30 protein-coding genes and 1 other RNA gene are annotated in these 25,274 nt (G+C 66.7%); 18 read left to right on the top strand and 13 right to left on the bottom strand.

The window, feature by feature from the left end:
- Positions 1-9 precede the first annotated feature (9 nt).
- The 5 genes from MF610_RS01580 (at position 10) to MF610_RS01560 (ending at position 7,190) form a co-directional block, all read left to right on the top strand.
- The gene (locus MF610_RS01580) at positions 10-1,761 is read left to right on the top strand and encodes a class I adenylate-forming enzyme family protein (RefSeq protein WP_242192359.1); all 1,752 of its coding nucleotides are present in this window, start codon (positions 10-12) and stop codon (positions 1,759-1,761) included.
- 573 nt (positions 1,762-2,334) lie between these two features.
- Positions 2,335-4,191, top strand: coding sequence for an ABC-F family ATP-binding cassette domain-containing protein (locus MF610_RS01575; RefSeq protein ID WP_242192358.1), 1,857 nt, complete (start codon positions 2,335-2,337; stop codon positions 4,189-4,191).
- A 712-nt stretch (positions 4,192-4,903) separates the two neighbouring features.
- Positions 4,904-6,550, top strand: a complete 1,647-nt coding sequence (locus MF610_RS01570) for a DNA polymerase III subunit gamma/tau (protein WP_242192357.1) — start codon at positions 4,904-4,906, stop codon at positions 6,548-6,550.
- On the top strand, positions 6,547-6,870 hold the full coding sequence (locus MF610_RS01565; RefSeq protein WP_055761101.1) for a YbaB/EbfC family nucleoid-associated protein: 324 nt from the start codon (positions 6,547-6,549) through the stop codon (positions 6,868-6,870). The genes MF610_RS01570 and MF610_RS01565 overlap by 4 nt, the downstream gene beginning before the upstream one ends.
- A gap of 71 nt (positions 6,871-6,941) precedes the next feature.
- Positions 6,942-7,190 carry a hypothetical protein gene (locus MF610_RS01560; RefSeq protein WP_242192356.1) on the top strand — a complete coding sequence of 83 codons (249 nt, stop codon included), beginning with the start codon at positions 6,942-6,944 and terminating at the stop codon, positions 7,188-7,190.
- A gap of 266 nt (positions 7,191-7,456) precedes the next feature.
- Here the strand turns inward: MF610_RS01560 and mtgA are convergent, their stop codons facing one another.
- The 3 genes from mtgA to MF610_RS01545 all read right to left on the bottom strand — a co-directional run bounded on the left by mtgA (position 7,457) and on the right by MF610_RS01545 (position 10,328).
- Positions 7,457-8,188 (bottom strand): monofunctional biosynthetic peptidoglycan transglycosylase, encoded by a 732-nt coding sequence (gene mtgA / locus MF610_RS01555; RefSeq protein ID WP_242192355.1) that lies wholly within the window; start codon positions 8,186-8,188, stop codon positions 7,457-7,459.
- A 226-nt stretch (positions 8,189-8,414) separates the two neighbouring features.
- Complete coding sequence (gene rpoH, locus MF610_RS01550) at positions 8,415-9,320, bottom strand: RNA polymerase sigma factor RpoH (RefSeq protein WP_055761109.1); 906 nt, start codon at positions 9,318-9,320, stop codon at positions 8,415-8,417.
- A 54-nt stretch (positions 9,321-9,374) separates the two neighbouring features.
- Positions 9,375-10,328, bottom strand: a complete 954-nt coding sequence (locus MF610_RS01545; RefSeq protein ID WP_242192354.1) for an RluA family pseudouridine synthase — start codon at positions 10,326-10,328, stop codon at positions 9,375-9,377.
- A 17-nt stretch (positions 10,329-10,345) separates the two neighbouring features.
- On the opposite strand from MF610_RS01545, the gene MF610_RS01540 reads away from it, so the two are divergent.
- From MF610_RS01540 to MF610_RS01490, 11 genes are all read left to right on the top strand, one after another.
- Positions 10,346-10,840 carry a M67 family metallopeptidase gene (locus MF610_RS01540; RefSeq protein ID WP_380870620.1) on the top strand — a complete coding sequence of 165 codons (495 nt, stop codon included), beginning with the start codon at positions 10,346-10,348 and terminating at the stop codon, positions 10,838-10,840.
- The gene (locus MF610_RS01535) at positions 10,837-11,475 is read left to right on the top strand and encodes a histidine phosphotransferase family protein (protein WP_242192353.1); all 639 of its coding nucleotides are present in this window, start codon (positions 10,837-10,839) and stop codon (positions 11,473-11,475) included. The genes MF610_RS01540 and MF610_RS01535 overlap by 4 nt, the downstream gene beginning before the upstream one ends.
- A 246-nt stretch (positions 11,476-11,721) precedes the next feature.
- Positions 11,722-14,067, top strand: coding sequence for a chemotaxis protein CheA (locus MF610_RS01530; RefSeq protein WP_242192352.1), 2,346 nt, complete (start codon positions 11,722-11,724; stop codon positions 14,065-14,067).
- Positions 14,068-14,069: 2 nt separating this feature from the next.
- On the top strand, positions 14,070-14,510 hold the full coding sequence (locus MF610_RS01525; protein WP_242192351.1) for a chemotaxis protein CheW: 441 nt from the start codon (positions 14,070-14,072) through the stop codon (positions 14,508-14,510).
- Positions 14,511-14,573: 63 nt separating this feature from the next.
- Entirely contained in the window at positions 14,574-14,939 is a 366-nt protein-coding gene (locus tag MF610_RS01520) for a response regulator (protein WP_242192350.1), read from the top strand.
- Between the two features lie 13 nt (positions 14,940-14,952).
- On the top strand, positions 14,953-15,993 hold the full coding sequence (locus MF610_RS01515) for a chemotaxis protein CheB (RefSeq protein ID WP_242192349.1): 1,041 nt from the start codon (positions 14,953-14,955) through the stop codon (positions 15,991-15,993).
- Positions 15,990-16,826 carry a CheR family methyltransferase gene (locus tag MF610_RS01510; protein WP_242192348.1) on the top strand — a complete coding sequence of 279 codons (837 nt, stop codon included), beginning with the start codon at positions 15,990-15,992 and terminating at the stop codon, positions 16,824-16,826. The genes MF610_RS01515 and MF610_RS01510 overlap by 4 nt, the downstream gene beginning before the upstream one ends.
- Positions 16,827-16,891: 65 nt before the next feature.
- Positions 16,892-17,581: an N-acetylmuramoyl-L-alanine amidase gene (locus MF610_RS01505; protein WP_242192347.1), complete on the top strand. Its 690-nt coding sequence runs from the start codon at positions 16,892-16,894 to the stop codon at positions 17,579-17,581.
- Between the two features lie 33 nt (positions 17,582-17,614).
- Positions 17,615-18,020, top strand: an RNA gene (gene rnpB, locus MF610_RS01500) — RNase P RNA component class A.
- Positions 18,021-18,090: 70 nt separating this feature from the next.
- Positions 18,091-18,627, top strand: a complete 537-nt coding sequence (locus tag MF610_RS01495; RefSeq protein WP_242192346.1) for a J domain-containing protein — start codon at positions 18,091-18,093, stop codon at positions 18,625-18,627.
- A gap of 10 nt (positions 18,628-18,637) precedes the next feature.
- On the top strand, positions 18,638-18,943 hold the full coding sequence (locus tag MF610_RS01490) for a (2Fe-2S) ferredoxin domain-containing protein (RefSeq protein WP_242192345.1): 306 nt from the start codon (positions 18,638-18,640) through the stop codon (positions 18,941-18,943).
- A 12-nt stretch (positions 18,944-18,955) separates the two neighbouring features.
- Here MF610_RS01490 and MF610_RS01485 read toward each other — a convergent pair whose 3' ends face one another.
- The 10 genes from MF610_RS01485 to MF610_RS01440 all read right to left on the bottom strand — a co-directional run bounded on the left by MF610_RS01485 (position 18,956) and on the right by MF610_RS01440 (position 23,150).
- The gene (locus MF610_RS01485; protein ID WP_242192344.1) at positions 18,956-19,897 is read right to left on the bottom strand and encodes a hypothetical protein; all 942 of its coding nucleotides are present in this window, start codon (positions 19,895-19,897) and stop codon (positions 18,956-18,958) included.
- 65 nt (positions 19,898-19,962) lie between these two features.
- Positions 19,963-20,367, bottom strand: coding sequence for a SufE family protein (locus tag MF610_RS01480; RefSeq protein WP_242192343.1), 405 nt, complete (start codon positions 20,365-20,367; stop codon positions 19,963-19,965).
- A gap of 23 nt (positions 20,368-20,390) precedes the next feature.
- Entirely contained in the window at positions 20,391-20,621 is a 231-nt protein-coding gene (locus MF610_RS01475; protein WP_242192342.1) for a hypothetical protein, read from the bottom strand.
- A 26-nt stretch (positions 20,622-20,647) separates the two neighbouring features.
- Positions 20,648-20,911, bottom strand: a complete 264-nt coding sequence (locus MF610_RS01470) for a hypothetical protein (protein ID WP_242192341.1) — start codon at positions 20,909-20,911, stop codon at positions 20,648-20,650.
- Between the two features lie 11 nt (positions 20,912-20,922).
- Positions 20,923-21,231 (bottom strand): hypothetical protein, encoded by a 309-nt coding sequence (locus tag MF610_RS01465; RefSeq protein WP_242193540.1) that lies wholly within the window; start codon positions 21,229-21,231, stop codon positions 20,923-20,925.
- 20 nt (positions 21,232-21,251) lie between these two features.
- Positions 21,252-21,566, bottom strand: a complete 315-nt coding sequence (locus MF610_RS01460) for a hypothetical protein (RefSeq protein ID WP_242192340.1) — start codon at positions 21,564-21,566, stop codon at positions 21,252-21,254.
- Between the two features lie 35 nt (positions 21,567-21,601).
- Positions 21,602-21,982: an envelope stress response membrane protein PspC gene (pspC, locus tag MF610_RS01455; RefSeq protein WP_242192339.1), complete on the bottom strand. Its 381-nt coding sequence runs from the start codon at positions 21,980-21,982 to the stop codon at positions 21,602-21,604.
- Entirely contained in the window at positions 21,982-22,266 is a 285-nt protein-coding gene (gene pspB, locus MF610_RS01450; protein ID WP_242192338.1) for an envelope stress response membrane protein PspB, read from the bottom strand. The genes pspC and pspB overlap by 1 nt, the downstream gene beginning before the upstream one ends.
- Positions 22,267-22,271: 5 nt before the next feature.
- Entirely contained in the window at positions 22,272-22,940 is a 669-nt protein-coding gene (gene pspA, locus MF610_RS01445; RefSeq protein WP_242192337.1) for a phage shock protein PspA, read from the bottom strand.
- A 66-nt stretch (positions 22,941-23,006) separates the two neighbouring features.
- The gene (locus MF610_RS01440) at positions 23,007-23,150 is read right to left on the bottom strand and encodes a hypothetical protein (protein ID WP_242192336.1); all 144 of its coding nucleotides are present in this window, start codon (positions 23,148-23,150) and stop codon (positions 23,007-23,009) included.
- Between the two features lie 172 nt (positions 23,151-23,322).
- Between MF610_RS01440 and pspF the strand changes: the two genes are divergently transcribed.
- A complete protein-coding gene (gene pspF / locus MF610_RS01435; protein ID WP_242192335.1) occupies positions 23,323-24,351 on the top strand; it encodes a phage shock protein operon transcriptional activator in 1,029 nt (342 codons plus the stop codon).
- Positions 24,352-24,466: 115 nt separating this feature from the next.
- Entirely contained in the window at positions 24,467-25,078 is a 612-nt protein-coding gene (locus MF610_RS01430) for a superoxide dismutase (protein WP_242192334.1), read from the top strand.
- Positions 25,079-25,274 lie beyond the last annotated feature (196 nt).

The following is a 25,274-nucleotide window of genomic DNA, read 5'->3' as shown; positions in this document are numbered from 1 at the left end:
GGGAGCAGGATGGTGCAGGCGAACGAAGCGACGATGGTGGTGCCGTCCGATTGGCCGCGCATGTCGATGGCGCAGGTGCAGGCCGCGCTGACCGCGCCCGGTGCACCGTTCGAGATGGCGAACGAGACGATCGACGGCATCGACACCCGTGTGTGGAAGAACGCGCCGGCCAATCTGGTGCAGCTGATCGCGCTGTCGCGCACGCACGGCGATCGGCTGGCGACGATCCATGAGGACCAGCGGGTCAGTTACGAGGCGCAATATCGTGCCATCGCCACGCTGGCGGCGGGACTGCAGGCGATGGGCGTCGGCAAGGGCGACCGGGTGGCGCTGGCCATGCGCAACATGCCCGAATGGCCGGTCGCGTTCTTTGCGATCGTTGCGATCGGGGCGGTGTGCGTGCCGCTGAACGCATGGTGGAGCCCGCAGGAACTGGCCTATGGCGTCAACGATTCGGGCGCGCGGGTGCTGATCGTCGACCGGCAGCGGCACGACCGGATCGGCGACTATGCCGCGATGCCGGCGCTGGAGGCGGTGCTGGTCGCGCGGGCGCGGGTGCCGTTGACCGGGATCGTGCGGCGGATCGAGGATATCATCGGCGACTGTGCCGGCTACGCGACGCTGCCCGACACTGCGCTGCCCGAGGTGGCGATCGCGCCCGACGATCCGGCGACGATCTTCTACACCAGCGGCACGACCGGCCGGCCGAAGGGGGCGCTGGGCACGCATCGTAACCTGTCGACCAACATCCTTTCGGCAGCCTATGTCGGCGCGCGCTCTTATCTGCGCCGGGGCAAGATGCCGCCCGAACCGCAGCCCAAGGTCGGGTTGCTGGTCATCCCGTTCTTCCACGTCACCGCGTGCAGCGCGTCGCTGATGGGCGCGCTCGCCAGCGGGACGACGCTGGTGCTGATGCGCAAATGGGATGCGGGCGAGGCGCTGGCGCTGATCGAGCGCGAGCGGGTTCAGATCACCGGCGGGGTGCCGACGATCGCGTGGCAGTTGCTGGAACATCCCGAACGAGCGAATCATGACCTGTCGTCGCTGGAGGTCGTGCAATATGGCGGCGCGCCGTCGGCACCCGATCTGGTGGAGCGGATCTTCGAAGTGTTCGGCGCGCTGCCCGGCAATGGCTGGGGCATGACCGAGACGATGGCGACGGTGACGCAGCATGTCGGCGAGGATTATCTGGCGCGGCCGACCAGCTGCGGCGCGCCGGTGCCGGTCGCCGACCTGAAGATCATGAATGCCGACGGTTCGGCCGAACTGCCGGTCGGCGAGGTTGGTGAATTATGGGCGCGCGGGCCGATGATCGTCCGCGGCTACTGGAATGCGCCCGAAGCGACCGCGCAGACCTTTGTCGACGGCTGGGTCCGTACCGGCGACGTCGCGCGGCTGGACGACGAAGGCTTCTGCTATATCGTCGACCGCGCCAAGGACATCATCATCCGCGGCGGCGAGAATATCTATTCGATCGAGGTCGAGGACGTGCTGTACGCGCATCCGGCGGTCACCGATGCCGCGCTGGTCGGCGTACCCGACCGGGTGCTGGGCGAGGTGCCGGCCGCGGTCGTCCACCTCTGCCCCGGTTGCGCAGCGAGCGAGGGCGAGTTGCAGGACTTCGTGCGGGCGCGGCTGGCGGGCTTCAAGGTGCCGGTGATGATCCGGTTTTCGGATAGTGTCCTGCCGCGCAATGCCAATGGGAAAATCTTGAAGGACGAGCTGCGGGCGATGTTCACCGCCACGCCGGGCAAGGCATAGCGCAGCCATGCCGAGCCGAATAAGGCGCGGCCGGCCGGCGGCGCGGTGAGCGCCGACCGACGGCACGGGCTTTGCCCGTGGCGGGGCTCGAAGTCCGCAGGACACCGTCAAAGTTCACTAAGTTCACACTCGCCGCGCCGGGCAAGGCGTAGCGCAGCTGGGCCGAGCCGAATAAGGCGCGGCCGGCCGGCGGCGCTGTGAGCGCCGATCGACGGCACGGGCTTTGCCCGGGCGCCGAAGTCCGCGGGAAACCGTCAAAGTTCACTAAGTTCACACTCGCCGCGCTGTTGGTGCGGGTGTTGCAATTCACTCGCAACGCGCATCACCCCAGCGAAGGCTGGAGTCTCCGGCGACTCCTGTCTCGTGCTGCCACGGGAAGACCCCGGCCTCCGCTGGGGTGAAGTTTGGGGCAGGGAGGGGTAGCGCGGCTGGCGTCATCGGACGTGTCAAAGAGCAGGCGCGCGATGCGGCCGGGGCGGATCATGGCGTGGCGCACCCATGTAGGAAAGCATCGACACGACCCCGTCCGCCGCTCCCTTCGCAAACGCGGCGAAAACTGCTACGCGCCCGGCCATGCTCAATCTGAACGGTATCACGGTGCGCCTGGGCGGGCGGACGATCCTCGACAATGCCAGCGCGGCGCTGCCGCCCGGCAGCCGCGTTGGGCTGATCGGCCGCAACGGCGCCGGCAAGTCGACGCTGGTTCGGGTGATCGCCGGGCAGCTGGAGCCGGACAACGGCACCGCCGAAATGCCGCGCGGGTCGCGGCTCGGCTATGTCGCGCAGGAAGCGCCCGCCGGACAGGCGACGCCGTTCGAAACGGTGCTGGAAGCCGATGTCGAGCGCGCGAAGCTGATGCACGATGCCGAGACGGTGACCGATCCCGACCGGCTGGGCGATATCCACGAACGATTGCTGGCGATCGACGCTTATGGCGCACCGGCGCGGGCGGCGCGCATCCTCGTTGGGCTGGGCTTCGACGAGGAGATGCAGGGCCGGGCACTGGAAAGCTATTCGGGCGGCTGGCGGATGCGCGTGGCGCTGGCGGCGCTGCTGTTCAGCCAGCCCGACGTGCTGCTGCTCGACGAACCGTCGAACCACCTCGACCTCGAAGCCGTGATGTGGCTGGAGGACTTCCTCAAAGGGTACAAGGCGACGATCGTTGTCGTCAGCCACGAACGCGATTTCCTGAACAACGTCGTCGACCATATCCTGCACCTGCATCAGGGCAAGATCACCTTGTATCCCGGCGGATACGACGCGTTCGAGAAGCAGCGCGCCGAGCGGCTGGCGCAGCTGGAAGCGGCGCGCGTCAACCAGGCGGCGCAGCGCGCCAAGCTGCAGGAATATGTCGCGAAGAACTCGGCGCGGGCCTCGACGGCCAAGCAGGCGCAGTCGCGGTTGAAGATTCTCGCCAAGATGAAGCCGATTGCGGCGATGGCCGAGGATCCCAGCCTGTCGTTCGACTTTCCCGATCCCGACGAACTGCGCCCGCCGCTGATCACGCTCGACATGGCGAGCGTCGGCTATGGCGACGTGCCGATCCTCAAGCGATTGAATTTGCGGATCGATCCGGAGGATCGCATCGCGCTGCTGGGTCGCAACGGCAACGGCAAGACGACGCTGGCGCGGCTGCTGGCGGCGCAATTGGCGCCGATGGACGGCGACATGAATGCCGCGGGCAAGATGAAGGTCGGGTACTTCACCCAGTATCAGGTCGAGGAACTGAGCACTGACGACACCCCGCTGGAGCATATGACGCGCCAGATGAAGGGCGCGTCACCCGCCGCCGTCCGCGCGCAGCTCGGGCGGTTCGGTTTTTCGGGCGACAAGGCGATTACGCTGGTCGGCAAACTGTCGGGCGGCGAGCGGGCGCGGTTGGCGCTGGCGCTGATCACGCGCGATGCGCCGCATATGCTGATCCTCGACGAACCGACCAACCACCTGGACGTCGATGCGCGTGAGGCGCTGGTGCAGGCACTCAACGCCTATACCGGTTGCGTGCTGTTGGTCAGCCACGACCGGCATATGCTGGAGGCGACCGCCGACCGGCTGGTACTGGTCGACGAAGGTACGGCGAAGGAATTCGACGGGACGATCGACGACTATATCGCGCTGATCCTCGGCAATTCGGCGAAGGAAAAGGCGAAGAAGGCCAACAAGAAGGACGACCGCAAGGCCGCCGCCGAAGCGCGCGAAAAGGCGCAGGTGCTGAAGAAGGGCGCGCAGGCGATCGAGCGCGATCTGGCGCGGCTGACCGAGCAACGCGACGCGCTGGACGCGGCGATGGCGGGCAAGCCGATCCCGGCGCTGGCGAAGCTGACCATGGCGCAGCTGATGAAGCGCCGCGCGAGCCTCGATACCGAGATCGAGGTGGCGGAGACGAAGTGGATGGAGGCGAACGAGGCGTTGGAGGCTTTGGCGGCGTAGGAGGCGCGAAGCCGCTTGCAGGTCAGAGCTGAGAGGTAGAGCATGCCCTATGCCCTATGCCCTATGCCCTATGCCCTTTGGATTGCGGCTATTGTTGGCATCGTGCGCGATTGCAGTCGCTGTCAGCGCTGGCGTTATCGCCGGCTGGCGTTATCGCGTTTGGGCTGAGCAGCGTAACATAGAACAGAATGTCTGTTTAGCTCAATACTTTGACGGTCAGTCAAAGGGGCTGACGTATGTCTACGTCGGCGATACGGAATGCATAGGATAGCGGCTCGGAGACGCGCCGATTAGCCAAAGAAAAGACTCTGATCGATATGGGCGATGCTCAAAGGGCGGATGGTTACCTAAAGCCGGGTACTCGCGTTCGTCTGGACGCCTTCATCAACGACGATGATGAAACGACGCCTGAGTTCGGTATCGTAGTCCATTGCTGGCTGGAACAATCGATCGGGATGTTTGACTGCTATGTCGCTTTTTTCGGTCCTAAAATGCCGGCGGGGCAGCCCGCAGACGCACCTTACATCCTTAGGTATGCCGCAACTTCGCTCACCGTTCTACCGGACGCAATCTAGGGGCTGACGCATATAGCGTTAAACCGCCATCCCCTTCTCGCTATCAAACCAGCCCAATCAGGCTGACGAAAGGATGTTTGGGCAGGACTCTCGCACGACAGGCGACACCGCCGCCGCCACCCGCTAAGACACCCGCAATGTCCGACTCCTTCCTCGCCCTCGACATCCCCGAACAGCCTGCCGCCGCGCAGCCGTACCGCGTACTCGCGCGCAAATATCGGCCGCAGACGTTCAGCCAGCTGATCGGGCAGGATGCGATGGTCACGACGCTGGGCAATGCGATCAAGCGCGGACGCCTTGCCCATGCGTTTTTGCTGACCGGGGTGCGCGGGGTCGGCAAGACGTCGACCGCGCGGCTGATCGCCAAGGCGCTGAACTGCATCGGGCCGGACGGGCAGGGCGGGCCGACCATCGATCCGTGCGGGGTGTGCGAGCCGTGTCGGGCGATCGCCGAGGGGCGGCATATCGATGTGGTCGAGATCGACGCGGCGTCGAACAACGGCGTCGACAGCGTGCGCGAGATGACCGAGGCGGTGCGCTATGCCGCGGTGTCGGCGCGCTTCAAGATCTACATCATCGACGAAGTGCACATGATGTCGACGCCGGCATTCAACGCGCTGCTGAAGACATTGGAAGAACCCCCCGCGCACGTCAAATTCCTGCTGGCGACGACCGAGGTGCACAAGGTCCCGGTGACGGTGCTGTCGCGCTGCCAGCGCTTCGATCTGCGGCGAATTCCGGCCGACCTGCTGGCCGGGCATTTTGCGCATGTCGTCGCGGCGGAGGGCGTCGAGGCTGAGCCGGAGGCGCTGCAGCTGATCGCGCGCGCGGCGGAAGGGTCGGCGCGCGACGGGCTGTCGATCCTCGACCAGGCGATCGCCCATGGCGGGCTGGACGGCGAGGGCGTGCGGGCGGACGCGGTGCGGCAGATGCTGGGCCTGTCCGATCGCGGGGCGATCCGCGGGTTGTTCGATCTGTTGCTGAAGGCCGATGCGCCGGGGGCGCTGAAAGCCCTGCGCGCGCAATATGATCTGGGCGTCGATCCGGCGTCGGTGCTGCGGACGCTGTTGGAAACCGTGCATGCGGTGACGATCGTCAAGGTCGGCGGCGATCGCGGGCCGGGCCAGTCGGCGGAGGAACGTGCCGCGTTCGATGGCTGGAGCGCGCTGTCGTTCCCGATGCTGCACCGGTTGTGGCAGCTGCTGCTCAAGGGCCATGAGGAAGTGTCGCGCGCGGCGCTGCCGATCGAGGCGTGCGAGATGGCGTTGCTGCGCATCGTCCATGCATCGTCACTGCCCGATCCCGGGACGCTGGCGAAGCAGCTGGCGGCGGGACAGGTACCCACGATGGGCGCGCCTGCCGCCCCGGCATCCGCGCCCGCCGCCGAACCGGTCGCGGAGGCCGATCCGGTGCCGGAGACGATGGAGCAGGTCGCCGCCTTGCTGTCGAAACATGGGCGGCACTCGCTGGAGGCGCAGTTTCGCAATTGCGCGCGGCTGATCCGGCTGGAGCCTCAGTTGATGGAGTTGAGCGGCGCGCGGCCCTTGCCCGCCGACTTCACCCGTGATCTGGAAAATGCGCTGAAGGGGATCACCGGCAGCCATTGGCGCGTTCTGATCGGCGAGGGTGCGGGGGAGCCGACCCTGCGCGAACAGGAAACGGTCAAGGCGGAATCCGAGCGCGAACAGGTTCTCAATTCGCCGCTGGTACAGGCGGCGCTGGCGGCGTTTCCGGACGCCACCCTCGATCATTGGCAACGCAGCGACGGGAGTATCGCGCGATGAAGAATCTCGACGACATCATGGCCATGGCGCAGAACGTGCAGAACGAACTGACCAAGGCACAGGCGAACCTCGACACGATCGAGGTCGACGGACAATCGGGCGGCGGACTGGTAAAGGTCCGCGCCTCGGCCAAGGGACGCATCCTCGGCGTCGATATCGACGATTCGCTGCTGCAGCCGGGCGAGAAGCAGATGCTCGAAGACCTGATCGTCGCCGCGTTCAACGACGCGCGGGCCAAGGCAGATGCGGCCAGCTCGACCGAAATGTCGAAACTGACCAACGGCCTGCCGCTGCCGCCGGGGTTCAAGCTGCCCTTCTGATCGGAACGCTGCTGGAACAAGCGGCGGGACCGGCGGTTCTTTGATGCATCAGTCCTCGAGGGAGATGCGCCATGGAACCCGATCGTATCGAAACCACGCCCGGCGGCGCACCGCAAACGGTGATCGTCGAGCGGCGTGGCTCGGGCGGCGGCCTGCTGATCGGGCTGGCGATCCTGCTCGCGGTAATCGTCGGGGCGTATTTCCTGCTGAACAACGCGAACAACGACGATGCGCGGACCGGGGCGGTGACGTCGGCAGCGAAGAGCGTCGGCGATGCTGCGGACAAGGCGGGGGATGCGGTGGAGCGGGCGACGAAATAGGGTTGTTGGCTGCCCCTGCTCGCCACATATCACCCCAGCGCCTGCTGGGATCTCTCTCGTTGAGAGCGCAACACCCACCACGGGGGAAACCCCGGCCTGTGCTGGGGTTGACGTTCCTGGGTGGGTGTGATGATCGGTTCGTGCGCCGCGATCGTCACGTCATCCCGGCGTAGTCCGGGATTTATGGTCACGGCACGTGGCCGCTCCATCGAAACCGGCCGTATCCGTGGACTCCGGCCTGCGCCGGGATGACGATCAGTCGGCGCTTACTTCAAACACCCATCCAGCCCCTCGCGCCGTACGATGCCGATGCGGCGTTCGATCGTGCGGGCGTAGCGGCCGGTGAAGCCGGTCGGCGCGATGCCGGCGCGCTTCTTGGGGAGCGGCAGGACGGCGGCGATCTGTGCGGCTTCGCGGCCGCTGAGCTTGGCGGCGCCATGCTTGAAATAGCGGCGGGCGCCGGCTTCGACGCCGTAGGTGCCGATGCCGGTTTCGGCGACGTTCAGATAGACTTCCATGATACGGCGCTTGCCCCACATCGCCTCGATCAGGACGGTGAAATAGGCTTCCATGGCTTTGCGGAAATAGCCGCCGCCTTGCCACAGGAAGACGTTCTTGGCGGTCTGCTGGCTGATGGTCGATCCGCCGCGGATGCGGCCGCCCTCGGCATTGCGGCGTGCAGCGTTGGCGATGGCGATATAGTCGAAGCCGTTATGCGCGCAGAAGCGGCTGTCCTCCGCGGCGATGACCGCGCGGGGCATGTCGGGGTCGATCGCGGACAAAGGGCGCCATGATTTGGTGATGCCGTGGCCGGTAGGAACGTCGCCCAGCATGGTTAGGGTGATCGGCGGGGGTACGAAGCGCAGGATCAGGACCCAAAGGACGGACACGATGACGAAGCCGAGGACGCCCCTGATCGCCCAGCCGGTGAGGCGGCGGCCCCAACCGCGGGTGGCGGCGGGTTTGGGGCGGGGGCGTTGGGTCGTGCGGGCGGCCATGGCGCACGCCTAGCCGGGGAGAGCGGGGGACGGCAAGCGGGTGTCCCAGCCCCAAACGTCACCCCAGCGCAGGTTGGGGTCTCAAGCGGCCCCGGCCCCGCCCCTAACCGCGAGACCCCAGCCTGCGCTGGGGTGACGTTTGGGGCTGGCGGGTCGGCTGGAGTCGCGGGCGACATAGGTTATGGATTCCGGCCTTTGGCGGTGGTCCGTTGCCACCCCCACAACCTTACACCGCAGCCAGCATCCGGCGGTCGCCCGCCAGGCGCATCATCGCCTTCTGCAGCTTTTCGAAGGCGCGAACCTCGATCTGGCGGACGCGTTCGCGGCTTACGCCGTAGACCTGGCTCAGTTCCTCGAGCGTCTTGGGATCGTCGGTCAGGCGACGTTCGGTCAGGATGTGCTTTTCGCGGTCGTTGAGGTCGTCCATCGCCTCGACCAGCATCCCGTGGCGGACGTCCGCCTCCTGCGCTTCGGCGACGACCGAATCCTGCAAGGGGCTGTCGTCGGCCAGCCAGTCCTGCCACTGGCTCTCGCCATCCTCACGCATGGGGACGTTCAGCGACGTGTCGCCGCCCATCGCCATGCGGCGGTTCATCGACGTGACCTCGTCCTCGGTCACGCCGAGGTCGGTCGCGATCTTGGCGAGATGTTCGGGGCTGAGGTCGCCGTCCTCGAACGCGTCGAGCTTCGACTTCATCCGGCGCAGGTTGAAGAACAGCTTCTTCTGCGCGGCGGTCGTGCCCATCTTTACGAGCGACCACGAGCGCAGGATGAATTCCTGGATCGAGGCGCGAATCCACCACATCGCATAGGTGGCGAGGCGGAAGCCGCGATCGGGCTCGAATTTCTTCACGCCCTGCATCAGCCCGATATTCCCTTCGGAAATCAGTTCGCTGACCGGCAGGCCATAGCCGCGATAGCCCATCGCGATCTTCGCGACGAGGCGCAGGTGCGAGGTGACGAGTTGGGCCGCCGCCTCCGGATCGCCATGTTCCTGGAATCGCTTGGCGAGCATGTATTCCTGCTCGGGCGCGAGGATCGGGAACTTGCGGATTTCGGAGAGATAGCGGTTGAGGCTCGCCTCGCCGCCGAGCGCCGGGATCGTCGCCGGGACGTTGCTGCCAGTTGCCATCGTCAAAACTCCCTTTGTCCTTGTAGCGACGCCGCACTGCGGAATCACCGAAACCTATACGAGAAGATGGTCCAACAGTTCCTGCATGTCTGCCGGAAGGTCACTATCGAACGCCAAAGCGTTTTTTGTGACGGGATGGATGAACCCCAGATGTGCGGCGTGCAACGCCTGTCGCCGGAAATGCAGCGTTTCCAGCTGGCCTTTAAGCGCCGGACGCCGCCCGGCATAGACCGGGTCGCCCAGCAGGGGATGGCCGATCGACGCCATATGCACCCGTACCTGATGCGTGCGGCCGGTTTCCAGCCGGCATTCGACCAGCGACGCCTCCCGAAGTTGGCGAAGTTTGCGAAAGTGGGTCACCGCGTGCTTGGCGGTGGGGCTGTGGACGATCGCCATCTTTTTGCGATCATTGGGGGATCGCGCCAGCGGGGCGTCGATCGTACCCGCCGAAGTTGACACCCGACCGGCTGCGATCGCCAGATAGCGACGGTCGATGCTGTGATCCTTGAACTGCTTCGCGAGGCCTTCGTGTGCCACGTCGCTTTTGGCGACGACCAGCAGGCCCGACGTGTCCTTGTCGATGCGGTGGACGATTCCCGGCCGCGCGACGCCGCCGATGCCCGACAATTGTCCCGCGCAATGGTGGAGCAGCGCGTTGACCAGCGTGCCGTCGAGGTTGCCGGCGGCCGGATGGACGACCAGCCCGGCCGGCTTGTCGACGACGATCAGGTCGTCATCTTCGTACGCGACGACCAGCGGAATATCCTGCGCGACATTGTCGAGCGGTACCGCGGCGGGCACGGTAATGGTGTAGGATTGCCCGGCCGCGACCTTCCGCGACGTGTCGGACACCGGACCGGCGTCGCCCGCGACGTGGCCCGCGGCCATCAGCGCCTTGATGCGTTCGCGCGAAAGGTCGGCGACGACGTCGGCCAGAGCCTTGTCGATCCGCTGCCCATGCGCCGCATCGGGAATGCGCGCTTCGATCGTGGAAACCCCCCGGTCCATTGCCTACAAAGATGGGGATGGAGCCTGAATTTTCAAGCGAGGCGCTCGGCGCGTTGATCGAGCAGGCGGATGGCAGCGGCGTCGAAATCTGTGGGCTGCTGCTGGGCCGGGCCGGGCGGATCGAGACGATGGTGGCGACGCGCAACGTCGCGGCGGACCCGGCGCGGCATTTCGAGATCGATCCCGCGGCATTGTTCGCGGCGCTGCGCGCGGGGCGGCGGGGCGGGCCGGAGATCCTCGGCCATTATCACTCGCATCCGTCGGGCAGCGCCGACCCTTCCCCGACCGACGCGGCGCAGGCGGCAGCGGACGGGCGGCTGTGGCTGATCGTGGGTGGTCGCGCCGCGCGGTTGTGGCGGGCGGTCGCGGAGGGAGAACGGCATGGCCGGTTCGATGCCGTCCGCTTTGCCGTAACGACCGGTGGCCACGTTGAAAAAAACTGCGAAGCGGTGCACATGGACGGGGCCGGGCGGACGATGACGTTCGCCAAAGCACAAGGGTCGCCGCATTGAACATCAGCCCCGCCGATTTCGCCAGCCTGCTGTGTTCGCGATTGTGCCATGACCTGCTGAGCCCCGTGGGGGCGCTCAACAACGGGCTGGAATTGCTGGCCGACGAACATGATCCCGACATGCGTGCCCGCTGCCTCGAACTGCTGGCCGACAGCGCAAGGGCGTCTGCGAACAAACTGAAATTCTTCCGCCTCGCCTTCGGCGCCGCCGGGGGGCTGGGCGATTCGATCGATACGCGCGAGGCGCGCGCCGCGCTCGAAGGGCTGTTCGGCGACAATCACCGGGTTCAGCTGGGCTGGATGGTCGATGCGCCGTCACTGCCCAAGCCGGCGGTGAAGGTGCTGCTGAACCTGGCGCTGATCGCGGGCGACGCGCTGGTGCGCGGCGGGCAGCTGGATATCGGGGCGGAGCGGACCGTGAACGGGATCGACATCGCGGTGCGCGCCGATGGGCTGCGGATCGTGCTGGATGCCGAACTGCGCGGTGCGCTGCTGGGTGATGCGGCGATGATGACGCCGCGGGCGGCGGCGGCGTGTCTGGCGCGCGAGCTGGTCGAGCAATGCGGCGGCACGCTGCAGGTGTCTCCGGTCGATTCGCCGGTGCTGTTGTTCGGGGCGTCGTTGATTACGGGGTGATTGCCAACCACCGCGCTGCCGCGAACGTCACTCCAGCGAAGGCTGGGGTCTTGCGGTTATAGCGCGGGACAGGAGCCGCTTGAGACACCAGCCTGCGCTGGGCTGACGTTGTGGGTAGAAGGGCAAGAAGAAGCGGGACCCCGGGTCAAGTCCGGGGTGACGGTTGGGGGTGCCGCCGTCTTCTCCCTCACTAACCGCCTCTTAACCTGATCCCGCCATGGTCACGCCACAACCGGGCGGGGCCGCATGGACGATCTGTTACAGGAATTCATTGCCGAGACCCGCGAGACGCTGGAGGCGTTGTCGACGGAGGTCGTCGCGTGGGAAGCCGCGCCCGACGATCGCGCGCGGCTGGATGCGATCTTCCGCTTCGTCCATACGGTGAAGGGGAGCTGCGGCTTCCTCGACCTGCCGCGGCTGTCGCGGTTGAGCCATGCCGCCGAGGACGCGCTGTGCGAGGTCCGCGACGGCAAGCGTCGGCCCGATCGCGCGCTGGTCGATGCGGTGCTGGCGATCATCGACCGGATCGGCGAACTGGTCGAGGCGATCGATTCCGGCCTGCCGCTGACCGACGAGGGCGAGGACGACCTGATCGCCGCGCTGGCGCCGGGGGTGGCGGGCGCGCAGGGTGCGACGCCGCTGGCCGCCGCGGCGATCGCGCAGGGGCGGGCGCCGCTGCGCAGCGTGCGGCTGAACGTCGACTTGCTCGACCGGATGATGAGCGGCATGTCGGACATGGTGCTGGTCCGCAACGAACTGTTCCGCCGGCTGCGCGACCTCGACCTCGATCCGGCGGTCGAAGGCGCGCTGGAGCGGCTGTCGGCATCGGTCGCCGACATGCGCGACGCGGTGACGCGGACGCGGATGCAAAAGATCGAAACGCTGTTCTCGCCGCTGCCGCGCATCGTGCGCGATACGGCGGCGGCGGTGGGGAAGGCGGTGACGCTGACCGTCGATGGCAGCGACGTCGAGCTGGACCGCGAGATGATCGAGGTGATGCGCGATCCGCTGGTCCATGTCGTGCGCAACGCGATCGACCATGGCATCGAATCGCCTGCACAACGCCGGGCGGCCGGCAAGCGCGAGAGCGGGCGTCTGCACATCTCGGCACGCCAGTCGGGCAACCAGATCGTGATCGAGATCATCGACGACGGCCGCGGCATCGATACCGAACGGTTGATCGCGAAGCTCGCCGCCAACGGCCAGCGCAGCGAGGCCGATCTGCGCCGGCTGACCGAGCGGCAGCAATGCGAGCTGGTCTTCGCGCCCGGATTGTCGTCGCGCGACGTCGCGACCGAGATTTCGGGCCGTGGGGTCGGCATGGACGTGGTGCGGGCCGCGATCGACCAGATCGGCGGACGGATCACGCTGGACAACAAGCCGGGCCGCGGCCTGCGCATCGCGGTACAGGTGCCGCTGACGCTGTCGATCGTGTCGACCATCGTCGTGCAGGCGGGGACGCATCGCTTCGCCATATCGCGCCAGACGATCGGCGAGATCGTCAAGGAGCGCGGCGCGAACATCCGCATGGACCGGCTGGGCGACATGCGCATCGCGCAGATTCGCGACCGGCGGCTGCCGGTGGTCGACCTGTGCGACGTGCTGGGCATTCCGTGTGGTGCGGCGCCGGGCAACAAGATGCTGGTCGTCGTCGGGCTGGGCGCGGGCGACTTCGCGGTCGCGGTCGACGATGTGCTCGATACCGAGGAACTGGTGGTGAAGCCCGCTGCGCCGTCGGTGATGGCGACCGGGCTGTATGCCGGGCAGACGCTGCCCGATACCGGCCAGCCGATGCTGATGATCGATTGCGCCGGGGTGGCGCAGGCGGCAGGGCTGAACTTCACCGATGCGATGGACCGCGAAATAGAGCTGGAGGCCGATGCGGTGGTTGATCCCGGCATCGCCGCGCTGCTGTTCGACGACCTTGACCGACGGCGGCGGGTCATTCCGCTGGCAGTGATCGACCGGATCGAGCGGATTCGTGCCGGGAGCCTGCAGTACAGTGCCGGGGGATTGTGGTTGTCGATCGACGGGCGCGTCGTGCCGGTCGCGGCGCAGATACCCGAATTGGCGGCCAAGGTGACCACTGTGCTGCGGCTGACCGACGGCATGGTCGAGGTTGCCTATGCCATCGACGATGCGGTCGATATCGTGATGCTGCCCGAACTGGCGGCAGCGGCTGCGAAACCGGGGCCGATCTGCGGTATCGTCCTGCTGGATGGTGAACAGGTCGAACAGGTCGATCCTTTGTGGCTGTTCGAACGCCATACCCGCGATGTGGGCGTCGCGCCGGCGCGCGCGGCACCGGGGCGGCCGACCTGTCTGCTGGCCGACGGCGGCAGTGGGTGGATGCGCACGTTCCTGCGCCCGATGCTGGAACAGGCGGGCTATCACGCGGTTGAGCGATTGGCGTCTGACGAGCGGCCCGCGCTAGTGCTGGCGCAGGCCGACGATCCGATGGCCGACGTTTCGGTGGGGGCGGCACCGGTGGTCCGGCTGCGCACCAGCGCCGTCGATACCGGGGACGGCAGCGTCTATCGCTACGACCGCGAAGGCGTGTTGCGGGCGGTTCGCCAAGCGGTGGGGAAGTGACGATGAACGCCTTGTTCCTGCTGGCCCGCGTCGCGGGTCAGGACGTCGCGATCCTGTCCGATCATGTCGAATCGGTGGTCGATATCGGCCCGGTGGCACCGGTTCCGCGTACCGCGCCTGCCGTGTGCGGCCTTGCCGCGCTGCGCAGCCGGGTGGTGACGGTAATCGATACCGCGCAGGCGATCGATCCCGCGAACCGGAGCGACGGCGGGCGGCGGGCAGTCGTGACGCAAGTCGACGGCCATCATTACGCATTGCTGGTCGACATGCTCGACGATGCTTATCGCTGCGTCGCACGTCCGCTTTCGGCTGGCCTGACGCCGGGGCCGGCATGGGCGCCGGTCGTCGACGGGGTGATCGATCACGACGGCCGTCCGGTGCTGGTCCTGAACCTCGCCGCGGTGGTTGCCCGTACGGCGGGCGGCGAGCAGGCCGCGGCCTGACGCCTTTAACGTGGCGCTTACGAGTTCGCGCTACGCTGTAGCCTTGTACAATGGGGTGCCGAAATGAAGAGCTGCCTGGTCGTCGATGATTCCAAGGTGATCCGCAAGGTCGCCCGGCACATTCTGGAAACGCTGCAGTTCGAGGTCCGCGAGGCGGGCGACGGGCGCGAGGCGCTGGATCGCTGCGCCGAACAACAGCCCGATGTGATCCTGCTCGACTGGAATATGCCGGTGATGAGCGGCATGGATTTCCTGCGCGCGCTACGCCAGAGCGACGGGGGTATGCATCCCAAGGTCGTATTCTGCACGACCGAGAACGGCATGGCCTATATCCGTGCCGCGATCGAGGCCGGCGCCGACGAATATGTGATGAAGCCGTTCGATCGCGAAACGCTGGAGAGCAAGCTCCAGATCGTCGGCGTCGCGTAACGGCCCGGCCGGCGTGGTCACAGCCTCGCTCAGGCAGGCGCTGCTCGACGATCCCACGCTGCGGGTGCTGATCGTCGACGATTCGGCGGTCACGCGTTGCGTGCTGTCGCGCATCGTCGATACGCTGCAGGGTGCGCAGGTCGTCGCGGCGGTCGGCGGCATCGCACCGGCGATCGCGGTGCTGCGCGAACGGCCGATCGACCTGATCCTGCTCGACATCAACCTGCCCGGGACTGACGGGCTGTCGGGATTGCCCGACCTGTTCACGGTCGCGCCGGATGCACGGGTCATCATCCTGTCGGGCGAGTGCGCCGACGGTTCGCCGGTCGCGCTGCACGCGCTGGCGCTGGGAGCGGCGGCGACGATCGCCAAGCCGCTTTCGACGCCGCTGGCCGGCGGGTTCGCGGCGCGGCTGGCCGCGCTGGTCGCCGAGGTGATGAAGGGGCCGGTGCGGCCGGCGAGCGGGACGCAGGGCGATGCGTTCGACATCATCGCGATCGGCGCATCGACCGGCGGCATCCACGCGCTGGCGCCGCTGCTGCAGGCGATCCCGCCCGAGCTGGACGTGCCGATCCTTGTCACCCAGCACCTGCCCGGATCGTTCACCGAATATTTCGCGCAACAGCTGTCGGCCCTTGCCCGCCGACCGGTAGACGTGGCGCGCGACAGCTTGCGCATCCAGCGCGGGCGGCTGGTGCTGGCGCCGGGCGATGCGCATATCCGCGTGGTGCCGACGACCGACGGTGCCGCGACCCGGCTCGACCGCTCGCCCAGCCTGAGCGGCTGCATGCCCTCGGTCGATCCGATGTTCGAAAGCGTCGCGCAGGTGTACGGCGCGCGGGCGCTGGGCGTCGTGCTGTCGGGCATGGGCCGCGACGGGTGTCGCGGTGCCGAACGCATCCGCGCGCAGGGCGGCGTCGTCGCGGTACAGGACCAGGCCAGCTCGGTCGTGTGGGGCATGCCCGGCGCCATCGCCGAAAGCGGCCTCGCCACCACCATCGGAACTCCCGTACAGCTGGGCGAATTCATCGCCCGCAGAAAGCGTCCCGCATGAACATGCCGTTGCAGGCCCCGCCGTTGGGCAGCGCCGCGCACAAAATCGTCACGCTGCTCGAACAGCGTACCGGACAGCATCTCGACGTCGGACGCGCGTGGCGAATCGACAGCGCGCTGCAACCGATGCTGCGCGAGCGGGGGCTCTCGTCGCTCGACGAACTGGTCGCGCGGATCGCGGCCGGCGGACGCTGCGAAGAGGGGCTGGCCGATCTGGTCGTCGATGCGCTGCTGAACCAGGAAACCTCGTTCTTCCGCGATGCGGGCGTGCTCGATCTGGTCCTGACCGCGGCGATGGACATGGTCGCAGAAGCGCCACGGCGGCTGCGCATCTGGTCGGCGGCGTGCTCCACCGGGCAGGAGCCGCTGTCGCTGGCGATGTTGTTCAGCGAGGCGCAGGAACGCAGCGGCCTGCCGCTGCCCGAAATCCGCGCGACGGACATCTCCGCACGGGCGCTCGCGCGGGCACGCGCCGGCCGCTACACCCAGTTCGAAATCCAGCGCGGGCTGTCGATCCGGCGGATGATGGCATGGTTCGAGGTGCGCGAGGAATATTGGGAAGCGAAGGCCGAGCTGCGCTACCGCCTGTTGTTCGCACAGCAGAATCTGATGTCCGACCCGATGCCGAGCGGCAAGTTCGATATCGTGTTGTGCCGTAACGTGTTGATGTATCTGTCGCCTGCTGCGCGCAGCCAGGTGCTGAACCGGATCGCCGGCGTGTTGCGGCCGGGCGGGTTGCTGGTGCTGGGCGCGGGCGAGACGGTGATCGGGCATACCGAGGCACTGGTGCCGTCCGAATGCTATCGCGGGCTGTATCGGCTCGCCGCGCACTGACCCTGTTGCCTTTCCCCGCGTCCCGCCGCAATCGGGGGTGAGCGCCGCGAGGGGAGGGCCGTTGGATGCAGATGATCGAGACGCCGTCGCCCAATTTCGGCGAACGCACGCTGCCGGTGACGATGATCGTGCTGCATTATACCGGCATGCTCGATGCCGCATCGGCGATCGCGCGGCTGACCGATCCGGCGGCGCAGGTGTCGGCCCATTACCTGATCGACGAGGACGGCACGATCCACCGCATGGTGGCGGAGGACAAGCGCGCATGGCATGCCGGCCGGGCGCATTGGCGTGGCATCACTGACGTCAACAGCGCGTCGGTCGGCATCGAGCTGGTCCATCCAGGCCATGAGTGGGGCTATCGCGCCTTCGCCGATGCGCAGATCGACGCGCTGATCCCGCTGGTCCACGCGATCAAGGATCGTCACCAGATCACGCGCGGGAACGTCGTCGGCCATTCGGACGTCGCCCCCCTGCGCAAGCAGGACCCGGGCGAGCTTTTCCCGTGGAACCGGCTGGCGCGCCTGCGCCTCGCGCTGCCGCGGCCGGCGCGTAACCTGATGGACCCGGTATGGAGCGATGCGGGGTTCCTGCTCGCGCTGGAGCGCTTCGGCTACGACGTGGCCGACGCCACCGCGGCGGTCACCGCATTCCAGCGGCGCTTTCGCCCGGAGGTGGTCGACGGGATCATCGACGGCGAATGTCGCATGCTGCTGCTCGCGCTGCTGTTGCCCAAGCCGCAAGGGGACGATTGAACCGGGCGGTCCGCTCGGCTAGGGACCGGAGCGTCAGAGGGTCGGGCGGCCGCGTCGCGCGTTATGCGTGCCGAGGAAAGTCCGGGCTCCACGGAAACGACGGTGCCGGGTAACGCCCGGCGGGCTTCGCGGCCCTGGCTGCGGGGTTCAGGGACAGTGCCACAGAGAGCAGACGGCCTTTGGCTTCGGCCGGGTTACGGTGAAAGGGTGCGGTAAGAGCGCACCGCGCGGCCGGTAACGGCAGCGGCATGGCAAACCCCACCGGGAGCAAGACCGAATAGGGGCGGCATGGAGCGTAGCGATACGCTTCGGGGCAGGTTCCGGCCCGCTGCCCGGGTTGGTTGCTGGAGGCGGCACGCAAGTGTCGCCCGAGAGGAATGGTCGCCTATCCTGTCGCAAGGCAGGTGGACAGAACCCGGCTTACAGACCCTCTGACATTTTCGTCCGGGTTCGCCCGGCCTGCGCTGCAATGGGTTGCGTAGGGGCAAGGGCGGCTTATCTCGAAGACAATGGCACGACACACGCGATCGAACGACTGGGGCTTTCCCCGCTGGCGCGGCTATAGCGAAGGCCGCGAGGCGCAGACGGTGAAGCTGTGCGATCGCCACGGTTGTGCCGACCCCGGCAAATGTCCCGCGCCGAAATCACCCAACAGCCCCGACCGGTGGTATTTCTGCGAAGCGCATGCCGCCGAGTACAACAAGGGCTGGAATTACTTCGAAGGGTTGGACGAAGAGGAAGCCAAGGCGCGCGAGGCCGAGGAGCGGCGGACGGCGAATGGCTATACCGCGTCGGCGTCGAATACATGGGCCGGATCGGGTGACGGCAGCCGCTCGCGCGACGAGATGCGCGCGCTCGATGTGTTGGAATGCGATCCCGACGCCGATTTCGACACGATCCGGCTGGCGTGGCGCAAGCTGGCCAAGGTGAACCATCCCGACGTTCGCCCCGGCGATGCCGAAGCGGCGAAGCGATTCCACGCGATCCAGGCCGCCTATGACGTGCTGCGCACCGCCGAGGAACGACGGAGCTGGAAACCGGCGTGAGGACGCCCAAGTGAGAACCCGCGTCCGGTCGCGTTGGGACAAGGCGGTACTGGTCTGTGCCAAATGTTCGAAGAAGCTGGACGGCGGGTTCGGCGATGGGGGCAAGCCGCTGGCCAAGGCGCTGCGCCGGCATCTGAAATTGAAAAACGGGCCGAAGGCGCGGGCGGGCGTGGTCGAGGTCAAGTGCCTCGACGTGTGTCCCAAGGGTGCTGTGGTGGTGGTCGACAGCGAGCGGCCCGGCGACTGGCTGCTGGTGCGGCCGGGCGACGATCTGGACGCAGTGGCGGACCTGTTGGGAATCCAGCAGCGTAGCTGAGCCGATGGCACCCTATTCCGAGAACAGCGCGAGGATCGCGTCGTTCGCGTCGAGTTCGTCGCGGCGTTGCTTGATCGGACATTCGCCGATCCGTGTGGCGGTCACTTGCCAGCGATAGCCGACAGGCCGCGCGGGGTTCCAGCCGGCCCCGCCGCCGCGTTCGAGGCCGTTGTGCTCCTGTTCGACGCTGTAGTTCAGCGTCAGCTGCCGCTTGTCGTAGCGGCCGGTCATCGTCAGTTGGCGCTCGCTCCGGGCGTTGACGCACGAGCGCGACGCATCGATCCGGCCATCGGCCATTTTGGTGCGCAGCCGCCCGCAATGGGTCTGGGTGATCAACGCGCTCAGCATATTGCCTTCACCGGCGGCGCGGCGCAGCATCGCCTCGATCGTGCCGTCGGGCAAGCATTGCGTGAAGCGCGCCGGTCGGCCGCCGCCTCCACCCCCGAACGTGAGCGTGGCACCGCGATGAAACTGCCAAAGCCCGTCGCGGAGCGAGGGAACGTTGCCGATGACGATGATGTCGGGAAGCGATCCGCGCACCACGATGTCCGACTGGCCGCTGCCCGCGGATGGCGATGGGATTTTCGGGAGTGGCGCGACGTCGGGCGGCGGCGCGGCGGCGACCGCGACCGGGGCGGGCGCGCCCTCGGCCAGCTGGTCGATCCGGCCGGCGACGCAGGCCTGGGTTTCCTTCACCTCGCGATTGCCTTCGCGGACGCAGGCCTTGACGATCGCGCACATGATCCGGTCGATCCGCGGATCGTCGCTCGAGATTTCCGCGTCGCATTTTGTTACCCACGCGCCGCGGGTGGCATAGTCGATCCGCACCTTGCGCAGCTTGCGCGCGATGACGACGATTTCGTCCTCGGGCTCCACGGTCGGGACCTGTCCGGGCAAGGGAACGGCGACCAGTCCGGCGAACAATAGCGGGTTCACCCATCGCACGCGCATCATCCCGCCGCTCCCCCACCGGTGTTTCGGGTGATGCCAGCGGGCGGCGGAAGGGGCCGCCAGCGGCTTCACGCCAGCCGCGCCGCCGTCTCTCGGATCAGCGCGATCATGTTCGGAATGCCCTGCGTCCGATTGGAACTGAGCTGGTTGCGCAGGTCGAACGGCGCCAGGGTCGCAGCGATATCGGTGTCGAGGATCGCCTGTGCCGACCGGTCCTGCACCGTTGCCAGAACCAGCGCGATGATCCCCTTCGTGATCGCGGCGTTGCTGTCGGCAAGGAAGTGGAGCGTGCCGTCCCCCTGTTGCTGGGGATAGACCCAGACCGATGCCGAACAGCCGCGGACCAGCGTCGCATCGGTCTTGAGCGGGTCGGGCATCGGTTCGAGCTGGCGGCCCAGATCGATCAGGAGCCGGTAGCGGTCGTCGCCGTCGAGAAAGTCATATTCTTCGCGAATGTCGTCGATGCTCTGCATGACGTCGCTATAGGCGTTCGGCGTTAGAGTTCCACCCCGGCGGCAATCGCTTCCAGCTTGCGGATGCGTTCCTTCAGGTCGGCGATCTCGATGCGGGTGCCGGCGTTCGGGGTCGGCTGGGCCATCGGCCGGTCGCCGATCCGCTGTTGCTGCAGCGCCAGCCAACCGCGCCAGCCCGACAGCATCGTGACCGATACGATCGCCACGGCGGCAAGGGTGGTGGCAGCGAGGGCGAGGGTAAGCGTGAGGTTCATCGGACTGCCCTTTTTCGTCGGGTTTGTCAGTTGAGGGGTTTGTCGCGAAGCCGCTCGATCTCGTCCGAGAGGTCGACGCCGCGGTCGGTGATGATGCGTTCGAGGACCCGAACCCGCTGTTCCAGCCGTTCGGTCTGCGCGGCGTATTGCGCGGCCTTTTCGGCGGTTTCGGTGCCGCGGACCTCCAGTTCGCGTTCTTTCAGCGCCAGCCAAGGCTTGAACAGCGTACCGGCCAGGATCGCGACGATCGGGATCATCAGCGCGAGAATCGGTATGAGAAGCGGGCTCATCGTGGTTCCTTTCAGTTCGTCCGGCCGCGCAGCTGCTCGATCTCGCGGTCGAGGCTGTGCGCGCCGTCGGTCACGATCCGCTCGACATTGGCGAGCCGGTCCTTGATCGATCCCAGTTCGGCCTTCAGCTGGGCGTTTTCCTGGCTGAGCAGCTTTACCCGCTCGACCGTCTCGTCGTCGCGTTTGGGGTAGATTGCCTGGCCCCATCCGCCCTGCAGCGGGTAGCCATTCTTCACCCGCAGCCAAGTCGTGAACACCCAGGCGGCAACGGTGATCAGGACGATTGCGACCATCAGCGGGGCGGTATCGGGGTTGGTCATCATGACAATATCCTCGTGGATCAGCGCAGCGCGTCGATTTCGCGGGCGGTGCGGGTCGCGGGGTCGGTGGCGATGCGTTCGAGGACGGCGATGCGTTCCTCGAGGCGCAGGACCTTGGCCTGCAGCTGCTCGTTCTGGTCCGCCATCAGCTGCGCCTGCCGTTCGACGGCGATCCGGTCGCGCTGGCGGCGATGCCGGCGCTTGCCGCTGCCGCCGTCTTCATCGTCGTCATCCAGCGGATAGCCATGCTTCGCGCGGATCGCGGTTTTCACGATGCTGGCGACCATGACGATCGCGATGATCGCCAGTACGAACCCGGGTCCACCCCAATTCATCGTCTCTCTCCCTCATCGCCGCAGCGGGGATCCGATCAGCGCAGGCTGTCGATCTCGTCCGCCAGACGGGTGTTGCGGCTGGTATAGTACATTTCGATGTCGGCGAGGCGACGGTCGATGTCGCGGAAGGTCGAGCGCATTTCCGATGCGGTGCGGGTCGGGTTCGACCGCACGCCCTGCCAGAATTTCGCGTCCTCGTGGCTTTCATAGAGGCCGACCGGCTTCTTCTGCGCCATCCAGGCGATCATGAAATAGGCGATCACCGTCCAGGGAAAGCCACCGGCCAGCGTCAGCAACACCGTGCCGATGCGGATCCACATGACTTCGACACCGGTATAGTCGGCGATGCCGGCGCACACGCCAGACATCTTGCCATTCGCCTTGTCGACATAGAATTTGGTGCGTGCGCCGGACATCAGTCCCTCCGTGCGTAATCGTTGTTGCGGAAATCGCTTTCCGGATATTCCCGGCGCGGCATCGAAGGGCGGAAGTCCGGATTGTCGGCGGCGATGATCCGCTCGATCGTCTGGAGCCGCTCTTCGAGCCGGCGGGCAGTGACGTGCATGTCGTCGAGCAGGCGCTCGTCCTCGTTGGTCAGCGTCGGCGACTGTTTCCACTTCGTGATGTAGTGGAGGATCAGCCACGGCAGACCGATCAGGAGCGCCGCGACGGCGACCATGCCGATCAGGAAATCGCCCATCGCGCTCAACCCTCCCGGTTCAGGCGGGCCTTGAGCGCGGCCAGCTCGGCATCGATCTTGTCCGACTGCCGCAGCTCGGCGATCTCGTCTTCGAGGCTCTTGCCGCCCTGGCCCATGCCGGCCGCTTCGGCGCGCCCTTCGGCAAGGTCGGCACGGCGTTCCAGCACGTCGAAGCGGCTGAACGCCTCGGCGGTCTTCGACCCTGCATACATCTCGCGCAGCTTGGTGCGGTTGGTGGCGCTTTCCATCCGGGTCTGGATGGCGTTCTGCCGGGTCCGCGCCTCGCGCAGCTTGGTCTGCAGTTTGGCGATGTCGGTTTCCGATGCGCGCAGCGCATCGTCGAGCACCACGATCTCGGCACCCAGCTGTTCGATCATGTCGACCGCCTTCTGCCGTTCGACCAGCGCAGCCTTGGCGAGGTCCTCACGGTCCTTGCTCAGCGCCAACTCGGCCTTTTCGGTCCAGCTGTCCTGCAGCTTTTCCAGCTTGCCGATATGGCGGCGCATTTCCTTCTGGTCGGCGATGGTGCGTGCCGCGGAGGCGCGGACCTCGACCAGCGTTTCCTCCATTTCGAGGATGATCATGCGGATCATCTTCGCGGGGTCTTCCGCCTTGTCGAGCAGGTCGGTGACGTTGGCGGCGATGATGTCGCGGGTGCGGGAAAAAATGCCCATCGGTTACTCCTGACAGATACTATGGTGGCCGGGGTGGAACGGGGCGGAACCACCCCGGCCGCCGCCTTACGCCATCGGCGCGGCGGCAACGGTTGCGGCGGACGGACCCGATGCGGTCGTCGCGCCAAAGGCGAACATGCAGACCGCGACCGCGCCCATCAGGCTAAGGATCGACTGGCGGGCGGTCACATTCTTGTTGATGCGGATCATGGTGGAACTCCCTGAAGCTGTGTCGTGCGCCCTGTCTCGGGCTTGCAAGATACATTGCATGAGCTGTGCCAGTTTGAAAAATGACGGATTTACGTCGGTTTCGGTATCGGTCGTGACGATCTCAAAATGACTACTTGCGAACTATTGGGAAATTACGCCACACATCCGGGCCATGGAACGTGCAACGCAGGTCGTGGGCCAATCCGGCCCGTTTCTGGATGCCCTCGAACGCGCCAGCCGCGCTGCTGCGCTCGATCGCCCGGTGCTGGTGATCGGCGAGCGCGGGACGGGCAAGGAGCTGGTCGCCGAACGGCTCCACCGCCTGTCGGGGCGGTGGGAAGAGCCGCTGGTCGTGATGAACTGCGCGGCGCTGCCCGAGACGCTGATCGAAGCCGAGCTGTTCGGGCATGAGGCGGGGGCGTTCACCGGCGCGACCAAAGCACGGGTCGGGCGGTTCGAGGAAGCCGATGGCGGCACGCTGTTCCTCGACGAACTCGGCACGCTGTCGATGGGTGCGCAGGAACGGCTGCTGCGCGCGGTCGAATATGGCGAGGTGACGCGCATCGGATCGTCGCGGCCGATCCGGGTCGATGTCCGCATCGTCGCGGCGACCAACGAACATCTGCCCGACCGGGTCGATCGCGGAACGTTCCGCGCCGACCTGCTCGACCGGTTGAGCTTTGAGGTGGTGACGCTGCCGCCCTTACGGGCCCGACCGGGGGACATCATGGTGCTGGCCGATTTCTTCGGGCGGCGCATGGCGGCGGAGATCGGGCGCGACGAATGGCCGGGGTTCGGGCCGAATGCAGTCGACCAGCTGATGGAGCATCGATGGCCGGGCAATGTCCGCGAGTTGCGCAACGCGGTCGAACGCTCGGTCTATCGCTGGGAACGCGCCGGGCCGATAGACTTGATCGAGGTCGATCCTTTCGCCTCGCCGTTCCGGCCGCGCGGCGGGGCGGTGGCGCCCGTTGCCGCGGCAGTAGCGGACGGTGGCGAGGCCCCGGCGGTTCCAGCGATGGCGGACGATCCGGGCGACGATTTCAAGACGCGGGTCAATCGCTTCGAACGGCAGCTGCTGACGCGTGCGATGGCCGAGGCACGCTACAACCAGCGGACCTGCGCCGATGCGCTGGGGCTGACCTATGACCAGCTGCGCCATGCGCTCAAACGCCACGGATTATTGGGGCAGGGCGGCTGACGCGCCCTTGCGTCGGATCATCGCAGAACTAGATGTTCCCCGAACGTAACGACCGGAGCCAAGCGCGCCGCGCTTCGTTCGGTCGGCCAGAGCTTATTGCCCAAGGAGAACCCCCATGGCTTTCGAACTTCCCCCGCTGCCCTATGCCTATGACGCGCTGGAGCCGACCATCGACAAGGAAACGATGACGCTGCACCACGACAAGCATCATCAGGCGTACACCGACAAGCTGAACGAAGCCGTGTCGGAAGACGCAAGCCTCGAAGGCAAGTCGATCGAAGAATTGCTGGCGAACATGTCGGGTGCGCCGGCCAAGCTGCGCAACAATGGCGGCGGTTACTGGAACCACACCTTCTTCTGGGAGACGATGAAGGGTGGCGGGTCGCAGCCGTCGGGCGCGCTGAAGGACGCGATCGATGCGCAGTTCGGTGGCCTCGAAGCGCTGAAGGAGCAGTTCAATACCGCGGGTGCGAACCAGTTCGGATCGGGCTGGGCATGGCTGATCGTCGGTGCGGACGGCAAGCTCGCCATCACCTCGACGCCGAACCAGGACAATCCGCTGATGGACGTCGCGCCGGTGAAGGGCACGCCGATCCTCGGCAACGACGTGTGGGAACACGCCTATTACATCACCTACCGCAATGCGCGTCCGGCGTATCTGAAGGCGTGGTGGGACGTGGTCGACTGGGACAAGGTCGGCCAGCGTTATGATGCGGCGGTGAAGTAATTCACCGTATTAGCCCTCTCCCGGAAGGGGAGAGGGTTGGGGGAGGGGGCTGTCCGCGAGGGCGGCCCCTTCTTGCGTCAGGCTGCACCTCGCTAACGCCGTCATTCCGGCGCAGGCCGGAATCCATGGACACGGGCCGGTTCGAGAGAACCGCGACCACCCGACACAATGGATCCCGGCCTGCGCCGGGATGACG

It is taken from the genome of Sphingomonas hankookensis, assembly GCF_022664465.1.
Taxonomy (GTDB): Bacteria; Pseudomonadota; Alphaproteobacteria; order Sphingomonadales; family Sphingomonadaceae; genus Sphingomonas; species Sphingomonas hankookensis.
This window is presented reverse-complemented; position numbering and strand designations above follow the sequence as displayed.